The organism is Paraburkholderia sp. EG304 (genome assembly GCF_046543485.1).
GTDB classification, from domain to species: Bacteria; Pseudomonadota; Gammaproteobacteria; order Burkholderiales; family Burkholderiaceae; genus Paraburkholderia; species Paraburkholderia youngii.
Genome location: NZ_JBKGUA010000023.1, coordinates 98,880 through 110,471 on the forward strand (window position 1 = coordinate 98,880; position 11,592 = coordinate 110,471).

The 11,592-nt window shown below is 59.1% G+C and carries 11 protein-coding genes; 3 read left to right on the forward strand and 8 right to left on the reverse strand.

The window, feature by feature from the left end:
- Positions 1 to 9: 9 nt before the first annotated feature.
- Both ACLFKU_RS25485 and ACLFKU_RS25490 read right to left on the reverse strand, forming a co-directional pair.
- A complete protein-coding gene (locus ACLFKU_RS25485) occupies positions 10 to 1,938 on the reverse strand; it encodes an enterotoxin (protein WP_410850912.1) in 1,929 nt (642 codons plus the stop codon).
- A 211-nt stretch (positions 1,939 to 2,149) separates the two neighbouring features.
- Positions 2,150 to 3,052: a LysR substrate-binding domain-containing protein gene (locus ACLFKU_RS25490; RefSeq protein WP_410850913.1), complete on the reverse strand. Its 903-nt coding sequence runs from the start codon at positions 3,050 to 3,052 to the stop codon at positions 2,150 to 2,152.
- Between the two features lie 103 nt (positions 3,053 to 3,155).
- On the opposite strand from ACLFKU_RS25490, the gene ACLFKU_RS25495 reads away from it, so the two are divergent.
- Entirely contained in the window at positions 3,156 to 4,040 is an 885-nt protein-coding gene (locus ACLFKU_RS25495) for an alpha/beta fold hydrolase (protein WP_410850914.1), read from the forward strand.
- An 80-nt stretch (positions 4,041 to 4,120) separates the two neighbouring features.
- On the opposite strand, the gene ACLFKU_RS25500 is transcribed toward ACLFKU_RS25495, so the two are convergent.
- Entirely contained in the window at positions 4,121 to 4,774 is a 654-nt protein-coding gene (locus tag ACLFKU_RS25500) for a glutathione S-transferase family protein (RefSeq protein WP_410850915.1), read from the reverse strand.
- A 78-nt stretch (positions 4,775 to 4,852) separates the two neighbouring features.
- On the opposite strand from ACLFKU_RS25500, the gene ACLFKU_RS25505 reads away from it, so the two are divergent.
- Both ACLFKU_RS25505 and ACLFKU_RS25510 read left to right on the forward strand, forming a co-directional pair.
- A complete protein-coding gene (locus tag ACLFKU_RS25505) occupies positions 4,853 to 5,824 on the forward strand; it encodes a LysR substrate-binding domain-containing protein (RefSeq protein ID WP_368581333.1) in 972 nt (323 codons plus the stop codon).
- A gap of 199 nt (positions 5,825 to 6,023) precedes the next feature.
- Positions 6,024 to 6,287, forward strand: a complete 264-nt coding sequence (locus tag ACLFKU_RS25510) for a LysR substrate-binding domain-containing protein (protein ID WP_368581675.1) — start codon at positions 6,024 to 6,026, stop codon at positions 6,285 to 6,287.
- Positions 6,288 to 6,460: 173 nt separating this feature from the next.
- On the opposite strand, the gene ACLFKU_RS25515 is transcribed toward ACLFKU_RS25510, so the two are convergent.
- Genes ACLFKU_RS25515 through ACLFKU_RS25535 form a run of 5 tightly spaced genes read right to left on the reverse strand, consistent with a single transcriptional unit; the run spans position 6,461 to position 11,102 of the window.
- The gene (locus ACLFKU_RS25515; RefSeq protein ID WP_410850916.1) at positions 6,461 to 7,741 is read right to left on the reverse strand and encodes an ABC transporter substrate-binding protein; all 1,281 of its coding nucleotides are present in this window, start codon (positions 7,739 to 7,741) and stop codon (positions 6,461 to 6,463) included.
- Positions 7,742 to 7,787: 46 nt separating this feature from the next.
- Positions 7,788 to 8,504, reverse strand: a complete 717-nt coding sequence (locus tag ACLFKU_RS25520) for an ABC transporter ATP-binding protein (protein WP_368581331.1) — start codon at positions 8,502 to 8,504, stop codon at positions 7,788 to 7,790.
- Entirely contained in the window at positions 8,501 to 9,265 is a 765-nt protein-coding gene (locus ACLFKU_RS25525; RefSeq protein WP_410850917.1) for an ABC transporter ATP-binding protein, read from the reverse strand. Before ACLFKU_RS25525 ends, ACLFKU_RS25520 begins: the two co-directional genes overlap by 4 nt.
- A complete protein-coding gene (locus ACLFKU_RS25530) occupies positions 9,262 to 10,242 on the reverse strand; it encodes a branched-chain amino acid ABC transporter permease (RefSeq protein ID WP_410850918.1) in 981 nt (326 codons plus the stop codon). Before ACLFKU_RS25530 ends, ACLFKU_RS25525 begins: the two co-directional genes overlap by 4 nt.
- Complete coding sequence (locus tag ACLFKU_RS25535) at positions 10,239 to 11,102, reverse strand: branched-chain amino acid ABC transporter permease (RefSeq protein WP_368581328.1); 864 nt, start codon at positions 11,100 to 11,102, stop codon at positions 10,239 to 10,241. The genes ACLFKU_RS25530 and ACLFKU_RS25535 overlap by 4 nt, the downstream gene beginning before the upstream one ends.
- Between the last annotated feature and the right edge of the window lie 490 nt (positions 11,103 to 11,592).

The following is an 11,592-nucleotide window of genomic DNA, read 5'->3' on the forward strand; positions in this document are numbered from 1 at the left end:
CTTTCCCCTTCACCGTTTCGCGGCGGCAACCGGCAGCAGTTCGAGCGTGAGCACTTCGAACGGCGCGAGTTGCACGGCTTGCGGCAGATCAGCGTCAAGTTGAGCGGTAATGCCGGAAGCCGTTGCACGCCGCACGCTGCGCGCCTCGAATCGTCCCGCCGCCCCATCTGGCAACTCGAGTTGGCGCCGCAGGTCGAGCGTGAAGCGTTGCTTGCGACTGTGAGGATTGCGCAGCGTCATGATAGCCTTGTGCGGCGCCCACGCTGCCCAACCGTAAGCCGCCTGTTCGTCCGGCGCGCCGCCAATCCAATGACTGTCGCGCAGGATGTCGCGGTTTTCGCGCGCCCATTTCGCGGCGCGCGCAAGCACATCCCAGTCGTGCTCGCCCAGCAGCGCCGGCGTGATGTAGAGCTCCTGCAATTGCGTGCCGGTCCCGAAGTACGACCACACCTCGTTGGAAAATGCGTCTCCCGTCGAGGTATTGAGGCGTGGATTGCACTGCGCGTACAGGATGCCGTGCAGCATCAGCGAATTGAGCGGAAAGAGCGGACTGCGCTCCACGACGTTGTGATACGTCTGCGTGTCGCGGTAGGTGATCCAGCGCTCGCGGTTCGTGCCGCTGCCCGCAAGGCCATCGTCGCTGCCGCCGCGCCAGATGGAATCGACATGGCGCAGCCAGAACGGCGACGGATGCGTACCTGTAGTGAGATTGATGAAGGTGTCGGGCTTGGCCGCGCGGATGTCCTCGATCAGTTGAATTGCAGCGTCCCAATCGCTATCGAACAGGCTGCCAGGAAACACCGTGTCGGCATTGCCTGTGCCGTCGAACTTGAATTGATTGATGCCGCCCTTGTCGAGCAAGTCCATCACGACTTCATGAAAGCGCCGGTAATACGTCGGACCGGACAACGCGAGACCGTTGTCGATGACCTCATAACCAGCGGCACGTCCTCGCGCTACGCGTTCCTGTTTCGGCGTACCGTAGCCGCCCCACGGCGAAAGCCATATGCCGGGAGCGGCGCCGAATCGCGCGGCAGCGTCGCGCAGCGGAACGAAGCCATCTGGAAAGGCATTGCTGAATTGCCAGCCGCCGCCAAGATCGTCCCAGCCATCGTCGAACAGAAAAGAATCGATTTGCACCCCGCGCGCTGTATGCAACTCGTGGCCGATCGTCTCGATGCGTTCGAGCGCCTGTTTCTGCGTATACGGCGTCAGGTAGCCGATGTCGCCCCAGCTGTTGTAGTGCAGAAACGGACGATACGGGCGAGCACGTTCCCGCTCCAGATAGATGCCGAAATCGCGCCGAAGCTGGCCGTCACTGGCTACACCTGCCACTGCGGCGTAGACCAACGTCCTGTTTTTCTGTAGCGGCAACGCGCGATGCAGCGTAAAGCTCAGAGTGTCGCCATCTACCTGACTGGTCGCCAACGGATGCTCGAAGCCCAGATAGAAGTTGCCCGTAGTGGCTGGCGTGCCCTTGCGCTCAGGACTGGCCTTGGCGCCAGGGGCACGCGTCTGCAGCAATGACACGGCAGTGATCGCTTCATCCTGAAGAAGCGCCGTAATTGCCAGTTGGACGCGCAGATATCGTGATCCTTCGCGTTGCTCGACGCTCCATTGCAGCTTTAGGCGTCCATGAATATCGATCAGGGAGACGCTTGCGCGCCGCCCTGCGATTCGTTCGCCCAGGCGGGACGCGTGTGGGTTGGGTTCGAGCGCAGCGTCGCTCGCCGGTGCCACGACCTTCACCTCGTCCAGGCCCACGGTGGTTCCGTCAGCGAGCGCGAGCGTGAACGGCGTGGCGATCAGCAGCGTGCGTTTTCGCTCGCAATCGATCAGCGAGAAACCCGCGAGACGTTCGTTCTCGTGCGTCCAGCGCAATCCAATTGCGTCGTTGCCGAATGAGCAGAAATGGCCCGTCGTCTGGAACACGGGCATGCCAGTTTGCGTAGGCAAAGAATGGTTGGCGCGCATGGAGCACCTGTCTCGGGCCAAAGCAGCAAATAGCGTAACGGCAACGGACCCACGTGTTCAAGGCGGAGCGTGCGCGGATGAAACCTTCTCATGGGGCGTCGGGTATCTCGCTGCATTGCGCTCGATACCGCTGCGCCGTCTGCGCCGGCGCCATCCCATGCAAATGACAGACCGGTCACCCGCGAAGTGCGCGTGGACTGAAGCGACCTTGCTGGCCTGCCCGACGTGCGGCAGCTATCAAATCCGCGCAGGCGGGCGAGTCGGAGCGATGGAACGCGTAGAAACGTACAACCGGCAACGCGGGCAATCCTTCTTTGCGACCCAGCAGGCGCAAGCCTTCGGCTCGCTGACTATCGGCGATGACGGTAACAGCAAAACCCGAACTCGCCGCCGACAGGCAGCCCGCCATGCTGCTGCTCTCGAACACGAGGCGCCATGCGCGCCCCGCCTTGTTGAGTGCCGTGATCGCCGACTCTCGATAGATGCAGGGATCGGGAAAAACGGCCAGCGGCAGCGGCTGGTCGAGATCCAGAGGTTCATGTTGCGCGTAGGCCCAGACTAGCGGCTCTTCCCACAGCAGTTCACCGCCTTTTGCGATACGGCTGCATTGCTTGCCGAACACGAGTTCGAGACGACCGCGCTCCTGCTGGCGCAACAGATCGGCTGTGATGCCGACTTTGAGGTCGATCGTCGCCTCGGGATGTCGCTGACGAAAACGCTGTAGCACCTGGGGCAGCCAGGTGCCGGCAAAATCTTCCGATGCACCGACCCGCAGTAACCCACGCAGCGGCGCGCCGCGCAGTTTCGCGCGGGCCTCGCGTTCCAGATCGAGAATGTTGCGGCCGTACGCATACAAGGTGTCGCCGCCCTGCGTCAACGCCAGGTGGCGAGTCGTGCGTGTCAGCAGATCAACGCCGACCATTTGTTCCAGGCGCTTGATATGGCCGCTCACGGCCGAAGGCGTCAGCGCCAGACGCTCGGCGGCCGTGGCAAAGCTGCCGCTGTCCACGACTTCGAGAAAAGTGCGGAGCAATACGGTATCGAGCGGAACACCGTCGGCGGTGGGCAGAATGTCCATCGAATGATTCAACGCGAATAATCACCAATGAGTCGTGATTATTCACCAATCGCAATGAGACGTCGAGCTATCGTGGCACTACCCCGATTGCACGAGGAAAACCATGAACACCTACCGCCACGCCGCTACCCAGCGGCTCGACATTGCCTATCTCGAATGGAACCCGCAGGGAGCGCAAACTGCGGTGCTGCTGCATGGCTGGCCGGACAGCCCGCAGTGCTGGAAGAGCGTCGCGCGTATTCTGGCCGATTCGGGTTACCGCGTGCTCGCGCCTGCTCTGCGCGGCTTCGCGCCCACCCGGTTTCTCGATACGACCACGCATCGCAGCGGCCAGTTGTCCGCGCTGGGGCGCGATCTTCTGGATTTCGTCGACGTGATGGAAGTCGAGCGGCCGGTCCTGGTCGGACATGATTGGGGCGCACGCGCGGTCGCCAATGCGTGCGGTCTGCGAGATCGCGTGGCTTCACATCTGGTGATGCTATCGGTGGGATACGGCACCAATGCTCCGGACCAGATACTGACCCTGCAGCAGGTACGCAATTATTGGTATCACTGGTTTATGGCTACACCGCGAGGCGCACGCGTGGTACGGGACGAACGTGAGGCCTTCGCCCGGCAGATGTGGGATAGCTGGGCGCCGGCCGGCTGGTACAAGCCGGCCGACTTCGACGAAGCGGCGCAGTCATTCGTGGGCGACGACTGGGCCGACATCGTGCTCCATTCCTACCGACATCGTTGGGGCTTTGTCGACGGAGACCCCGCCTATGCCGACGATGAAGCGCGTCTGAATCCGGCACCGGCGCTATCGGTTGCAACGCTGGTGCTGCACGGCGGTGCGGACACCTGCAATCATCCCGATAGTTCGAGCGGACGGGAGTCCTTCTTCCTTGGGCGATATGAACGGAAGGTTCTCGATGGTGTCGGCCACTTTCCGCAGCGCGAAGCGCCGCGGGAGGTCGCCGATGCCATCTTGCAGTTCTGCCGATAAGACTGCGCGGAGGTCTTTCGTTCGGGCAGCGTTGTGGGCGGGCGCAGGCAGGCGTTCCAAAGCGGGCGCGTGCGCGGACGTCAAATCTCGAGCGAAATGCCTTCACTATGGAGCGCGCGCTGTACCGCCGGCCGTTCAACGACGCGCCTCGCCGATGCAGTCCAAGCCTGATACCTGTCACGCATCGGTAGGCCGATGCGCATGCCCCACCGATAGAGAACAAGTAGAAACGGATCGACGATCGTGTAGCCGCATGGCAACGCGTACGAACATCCGTCGGTGAGCGTGCTCTCGATCTGCGCAAACGCGGTCTCAATAGTCTGTCGAGCGTGTGCGGACACCGCGGCATGCAACGACACCTCTGCGACGAAGCGTGCGGATCGCCACAGGCCACCGAAGCCGACGCCGTGCACCCAGCCCGCGAGCCATGCGAACCACTCATGGCAGCGGGCTTCATCGACGGGGGCTGTTGGCAGCATGGCCAGGGTTTGGTAATGGCGCCGCGCGATAAACGTCACGATTGCCGGGAGTTCCGTCAATACGCGTGGTTCCCCGGGAAGAGCGAGCGCCGGCACCCGGCCCTTCGGGTTGACCGCGAGATAGCCGGGTTGCAGATTGGCTCCCTCAGCGACGGGCACTGAGATCAGCTCGAACGGCGCCCCCGTTTCTTCAAGCACGATATGCGCGGCCAGCGAGCATGCACCGGGCGAAAAATAGAGTCGATAAGCATTCATGCACAAAGTCTAAAGAGACGCCCACCCGCGCTCAAACGATATATTGTGATCTTTCGGCATTAGTGATACTAATGCCTGATGACGACCGCCCGCCTCCCACCCCTTCAGACGTTGCGTGCTTTCGAAGCTGCCGTACGGCTGCGTAGCTTTACACGTGCGGCTGACGAACTCGCCCTCACGCAAGGCGCTGTCAGCCAGCACGTGCGGGCGCTCGAATCGCAGCTCGACGTCGCGCTGTTTTCACGTGGCCGCACGGGTGTGGAGCCAACCCATGCGGCATTCGCACTCGCGTTGCAGGTCCGTCAAGGGCTCAAGGTACTCGAGCGCGCGTTCGGTCTGTCTTCGGCAAGAGCGGTTCGGCGCGCGAACGCATCGAAGGGCAACACCACGCTAACGGTCAGCGCGTTGCCGTCGTTTGCCGCGCGCTGGCTCGCACCGCGACTGCCACGCTTTCATGCCGAGCATCCAGGGATCACGATCGACGTGCGCGCCAGCGTGCAGCTTGCACGCCTGGACGAGCGCGATGGAATCGATGTCGCGTTGCGCTACGGCCCTGGCCATTGGCCGGGCCTTGCCAGCGAGAAGCTGATGGACGAAGAGGTCTTCCCGGTTGCAAGCCCTGCTTATCGCAACGGCCGGCTGCCGCGCCGACTCGCGGACCTCGCGCAATGCACGTTGCTCGTGCAGGCGACTCAGCCTTGGGAGCCGTGGTTCCAGGCAGTGGCCCTCGCACTGGAAGTACCGGCCGACGCCCCTTCATTCGATGACGTGAGCAGCATGCTGAACGCGGCCGTGGGCGGCGCCGGCATCGCGCTGGCGCGACGCTCGCTGGTCGAGGCGGAACTGGCGGATGGCCGGCTGATACGGCTGTGGCGGCGCAGCATCGTCGACGTACACGGTAATTACATCGTGTGGCGAGCCGACAGCAAGAGACTCGCCGCGATCGATGCGTTTCGGGCATGGCTGCGGCGCGAGGTGATTGCGGCGGCGCCTGCGGGGGCCGAAGGCCGCCCGCGCAACCGGGCGAGGCGCGGTCCGACGCGGCGCTAACAATCGATCGTCCGGTGTGGTGTCTCGTTGAGGTCACCAGGAGCCATCCTACCTTTCGCTGTTCTTGCCGCCGACACCGACCTTGCCGCGCCCGATCTTGCGATGCGGCGCACTTGGGCGCAGCTTTTTCCTCGAACTAGCTGTCAACGTGACGTGCTCCGAAGGGTAGCGGGTCCATCGGGAGAAACAGCTCTTCGAGATTCACGGCAGTCATCGGTTAAGTGTCAACGACTCGAGCGCCGCGCTAGCGGCTGGACTTGCAGGGCTCGGCGTACTCACCACCTATGCGTTCCTCGTCACCCCGCACCTTCGCTCCGGCGCGCTCGTGCGCCTCTTTCCCGATTGGCGCGGCGATGACGTCGCTGTGCACATTGCCTATCCGGCTAATCGGCATCTCGCCTCCAAGGTGCGCGTATTCGTCGAATGGGCGATTGAACTTCTGAGGGCAAGCGAACCGGCGTAACTCTTCGCGTCGTCACCAGACAATCGTCTGTCCGCCTGCTCGGCAAATGAACGATGTCCAAGCCTGCAATCGTCTGGACGAAGATATAAACGCTCTTCGTAGCGAATAAAAGCGACAAGGCGGTCGGCAAGTCGGCATCGAATCGTGCGTCGTCCTGCCAAAGGTTGGGCAATTCAAGCGCAGCGCGGATTGCCTGTGTCCTTTGGGATTACCGTCAGTTCATCTTTCGGAATTCGGGTCGGTCTGCCAATGAAGGGGAAAGCACTGCCGTAGTAGCGAATCTCGACGGGTATTTGTTCCGGCTCGAGTATCTCCGATACAAACGCGGGAGTCTGCATCTGATGATCGCATGCTCGCATTTCCACGTCGCCCCAAACTGCTGCAAATCTGGCTCCCTCCCACGTCGAAATCAACCTGGCAGTATCCAGCGTGCCTGCTCGCTTTATCACGTCACCGATCCACAGAATCGCACTTACCACGATGAGGTCCGGATATTTGTAACTGATCGGGGCGTCAGGATAGTAATCGCGCCATTCCCGGATATCCGCTATGTTTTCCGGTGTATCGAGCGTTGTGTGATAAACGTTCGCGGTGATATGACCGACCGCCGCGTCCTTCACCGCTTGCAATACTGTGGGATCGCTGAGAAAGTATCCGCCCGTCTTCACCTTCCAGCCCAAGGACTTCCCCTGTTGGAGCAGCAGGCGCAGATCCTGGCCCCAGTCCCCGGTGATGACGACGTCAGCACCGGAAGCCATGATCTTGGTGACGTACGGACCAAAATCCTGGACCTTCTGGAGCGGGTGGTATTCATCCCCGACAATGCTCTGATTGGGCGCCTTCATCTTGTCGAATGCCTTTTTGAAGCCATCCGCGCAAGCGTGTCCGAAATTGTAGTCCTGGTTCAGAAGATAGAATCTTTGGGGCTTGTGCTTCGACATTCTGGTGAAGTAGAAAGCGAGTATTCTCGAGTGCATATCGGTATTCAGGCAGCACCGAAAGGTCGTGTCCAGGAACTCTTCACCCGTAAGTTCAGCGGCTTCAGAAGCGTATGTGACGAATAGCTTTCGATTCAGGTTGGCAACCTGAGAAACCGCCTTCGCAACAGCCGATCCGGGCCCAACCGCAAGAACGTCTACCTTCTCACGGTAGAGCAGATCATTCGCGCGGCGAGTTGCGACGTCGGGTTTGAGTTCACTATCCGCGGGTACGATCTCCACCTGCCGTCCGAGCACCCCGCCGGTCCGATTGAGCTTGTAAGCGCCGAATCTGGCGGCCGCGACGAAAGCCCCTCCAACATAGGCTACCGGCCCCGACAGTGGTTCAATTACACCAATCTTGATAGAACTACTCTGACTCCAGGCAGGGCGCGCGACAATCCATGGTCCGACAGCAACGGCGCCAGCCGCAGCGACGCCTTTGACAAACGTGCGCCGACCGGTTCGAACGTTCATGATTAGCCTCTCTGAAGAAGCGGTCACGCACCCTAAGTGCGCATTTTCATAACTCCAGATATCGCTTTCTGACTTGCTCGTCCGCAATCAAATCCACCGAGCTGCCGTCAAACACGATGCGTCCCTTCGACATCACATAGAAGCGGCTTCCGAGCGACAGCGCGAGCCCCATCGTCTGATCGACAAGCAGGATGGCCGTGCCATCATGATGAGCCGCGCTGAGTATTCTCTCGACTTGCGTGATGATTGCGGGAGCGAGTCCCTCGGTTGGCTCGTCTACCAATAGCAAGCTTGGGTTGCCCATTAGCGCGCGACCGGTGCAGAGCATTTTCTGCTCGCCGCCGGACAAGGTACCGGCTCGCTGGGCATTCCGCTCTCGCAGCCTCGGAAAGAACTCATAGACTCGGTCCAAGGTCCAGCGGTTGCCGTTCGTGGCGCTGGCTGACGGCGGTGCCTCTTTCATTCCGATCAGAAGATTTTCCTTCACGGTGATAGTCGGAAAGATACGGCGCTCCTCGGGCACATATCCAAAACCCAGCCTCGCAATGGAGTGAGCCGGAAAATTGGTTATGTTTTTGCCATTAAAGACCACTGAGCCTGACGCCAGCTTGACGAGTCCCATCATGGACTTCAGTGTCGTCGACTTGCCGACACCATTTCGGCCCAAAAGACAAACAACCTCACCATCGTCGACCATCAAAGACGCACCTTGAAGAACGTGCGATTTTTCATAGTAGGCGTGCAACTCCGTGGCTTTCATCATGATCTTCTTCCCGCGCGAGAGTCCGATCCGAGATACGCCGACTGGACATCCTTGCTATGGCGTATTTCATCCGGTGTCCCGCACGCGAGCAACGTACCATAGTGAAGTACGCTAATGCGGTCGGCCACTGCGAAAACGACGTCCATGTCATGCTCAATCATCACGAGCGTCTTGTTCTTGCTTATCTGACGAATCAACTCGACGACCTTCTGTGATTCGTCGACGTCGAGACCTGCGGTCGGTTCATCGAGCAGGATCAATTGAGGAGACGTCGCGATGGTGAGCGCAATCTCCAGCTGTCGCTGTTCGCCGTATGAAAGCGCGCATGCCGGCGTGTCGCGTCGCTCGAGTAGCTCCAGCAATCCGAGAACATAATTTGCCTCCCGGGCTGCGGATTCCTGATGATCGACGACGTGCCAGAAATCGAGTCGGCTGCCGCGGCGGGATAAAACAGCACTTCGCACGGACTCGAAGACAGTCAGGCACGGAAAGGTGTTGATACTTTGGAAGGATCGAGCAACACCTAGGCGGGCGATACGATAGGGAGACATCCGCGTGATGTCCTTTTGTTTATAGAAAATTCCCCCTTGCCTTGGATGCAAGCGCCCGCTGATGATATTGAACAACGTCGTCTTGCCTGCGCCATTCGGTCCGATGATCGCGTGCCGCTCACCCGGAAAGATCTTCAGGTCGATTCCCGCCAACACACGAAACCCGCAAAAATCGTGATGAATTTCGCGGAGTTCGAGCATGGGGTTCATGGCTGTTCTCGCGTGGGTGAACGCCACATTCCGATCAGGTATTGGATTGGACCCGCAGGCCCGACGATGCCAGACAAACCGGTACGCATGAACAGTATTAGCAGGACGAACAGCAGACCGACCACGAACGGCCAGTGTTCGCTGATACTCGACAGCCAGTTTTGTAACAGAATATAAGCTGCTGCACCTAATAGAGGCCCGACAAGTGTTCCGGTACCGCCGAGAAGCGCGATCAACACCACCTCGGCACTGGTGTTGAAATCCAGTGCTTCAGGCGACACAAGTTCTTGAAAGCTCGCAAAGAGTCCACCCGCGACCGCTGCAAAAGAAGATGCAATACAGAACACGATCAACCTTGTGGCGAAAACATTGTAGCCAAGCGATGCAGCCCGCTCGTCGTTTTCGCGCACCGTCACTGAGGCGTTTCCCAATGGGGTGCGGGTGATGTGCCATATCGCAGCAATGCACAGCATCACCACCGTCAGTTCAAGCCAGTAAAAGTGCCGTGGCTCGTTCATGTGCAACAGAAGCCCGCCTGGCAAGCGCAAATCCGGCGGACGAACGCTCAGGCCGTCGTCGCCCCTCGTCACGGTCCGCCATTTCAGTGCGACTGCAAAGAGAAATTGACTGAAGGCCAGCGTGAGCATCGAAAAAGACGTGCCTCGAGAACGAACACAAAAGACTCCCACGACGATCCCCAAAGATGCGCCAGAGAGCGCGCAACCAATCAAAGTCAGTGGAACTGGCACGGCACCGAGGAATTTCCATGTCAGACCGGCTGCGTAACCACCTATTCCGAACGCGGCTGCATGACCGAAAGAAAGCATTCCGCCATACCCGAACAGAAGATTGAACGAGGCGGCAAAGAGGCCAAAGTAAAGTATCTCTATGACAAGTCGCAGCGAAGCGATGTCCAGAATCAGAGGTAGAAGGTAGAGCGCGATGAGCGCTGAAATCCATCCGGCGAGCAGGATCACCGCGTCTTCCCCAATAGGCCTTGTGGCCTGACTATCAGCACTGCCGCCATCAGAAGGAATTGAAAAACGAGTGCAAACTGTGGAACGAAAAGTATTCCGAATGACTGTATCTCACCGATCAGAATGGAGGATATCAACGCTCCAGAAAGCGATCCGAATCCGCCGATTACGACAACGACAAAAGTATCGACGAGAATTGCCTGTCCCATCGATGGTTCGACCTGCAGGAAAGGAGCCGCAACGACTCCAGCGATAGCAGCGAGGGCAGAACCCAGGCCAAAAACCGTGGTCATCACCAGACCCGTGTTGACACCCAGCGCACTCACCATTTCCCGATCCGAAACGCAGGAAAGAATGACGATGCCAAGCCGCGTCCGGTTGAGGACAATCCCCAGAAGCACGCAAATCAGACCTGAGAATGCGAGAATGAACAGGCGATATGTCGGATATCGTCCGCCCAACAGGGGAATCGATCCGGCCAGCAACGAGGGCGTTGGAACCTCCAACGTATAGCTGCCCCAGATCCACCGCGTTGCTTCGGAGATCATGTAAAACAGACCGAGAGTCAAAAGCAACTCGCGCTCGTGTCCATGCCCGCGGATGCGCCGCAATAGCCCGTATTCAACTGCCGCACCGAGTAATCCCACCGCAATAGGAGCGATGAGCAGAGAAAGCCAAAAGTTCTCTGTGATCGCGACGATCGCATAGGCGAGATAAGCGCCCAACATATAGAAGGCCGCATGAGCGATATTTAAAACCCGCAGCAACCCGAAGATAAGAGTCAGTCCGGACGCAACCAGAAAGAGCAGCATCCCATAGACCAGGCCGTGCAAGGCCTGCATTGTGTAGAGACTGATCATGTCACCAGTGACCGATCTTCAACCGGTCATCGTGCGGATGAAGCGTCGAACGTCATAGCCTCCTCCATTCAGTGACGGCGTTTTATCCTGTATTAGCCGAACGTCACTCTATAGATAAAGCGTGGCGACTGGAATGAGTCGGTTAATCGTAAGGTTCCAGGATCGTCAGGGCGCAAGTCGACGACCTTTTTTGTCTTGCCAACAGCATCGACAAAAGCCTTAAGCGTTCTAAGCATGATAGTTGATGAGTTTGGCAAACGAGTGCGGTTTGGAAGTCGAAATCCGCCAATCCGGTCAAATGCTTCGAGACCGGATTGCTCCATCACTCTTCGTCTCGATCGCCAATTTGAATCATGTCTTCCACTAACAGGCTGTTGAAATACCCCTCGCCGGCGAGCAGCACTTCATTTCAATGAGTCGCTGCGCCGGTTTGTGATGTCGATTTGATGCTCAATGCCTTTTATTCAGGTGGAACCAATGCCATCTCCTG

Excerpts from the sequence above, each read along its gene's own strand:
- ACLFKU_RS25485 (WP_410850912.1), bottom strand. The coding sequence starts at position 1,938 with ATGCCCGTGTTCCAGACGACGGGCCATTTCTGCTCATTCGGCAACGAC.
- ACLFKU_RS25535 (WP_368581328.1), bottom strand. The coding sequence starts at position 11,102 with ATGATCAGTCTCTACACAATGCAGGCCTTGCACGGCCTGGTCTATGGG.
- ACLFKU_RS25525 (WP_410850917.1), bottom strand. The coding sequence starts at position 9,265 with ATGAACCCCATGCTCGAACTCCGCGAAATTCATCACGATTTTTGCGGG.
- ACLFKU_RS25490 (WP_410850913.1), bottom strand. The coding sequence starts at position 3,052 with ATGGACATTCTGCCCACCGCCGACGGTGTTCCGCTCGATACCGTATTG.
- ACLFKU_RS25505 (WP_368581333.1), top strand. The coding sequence starts at position 4,853 with ATGACGACCGCCCGCCTCCCACCCCTTCAGACGTTGCGTGCTTTCGAA.
- ACLFKU_RS25495 (WP_410850914.1), top strand. The coding sequence starts at position 3,156 with ATGAACACCTACCGCCACGCCGCTACCCAGCGGCTCGACATTGCCTAT.
- ACLFKU_RS25500 (WP_410850915.1), bottom strand. The coding sequence starts at position 4,774 with ATGAATGCTTATCGACTCTATTTTTCGCCCGGTGCATGCTCGCTGGCC.
- ACLFKU_RS25515 (WP_410850916.1), bottom strand. The coding sequence starts at position 7,741 with ATGAACGTTCGAACCGGTCGGCGCACGTTTGTCAAAGGCGTCGCTGCG.
- ACLFKU_RS25520 (WP_368581331.1), bottom strand. The coding sequence starts at position 8,504 with ATGATGAAAGCCACGGAGTTGCACGCCTACTATGAAAAATCGCACGTT.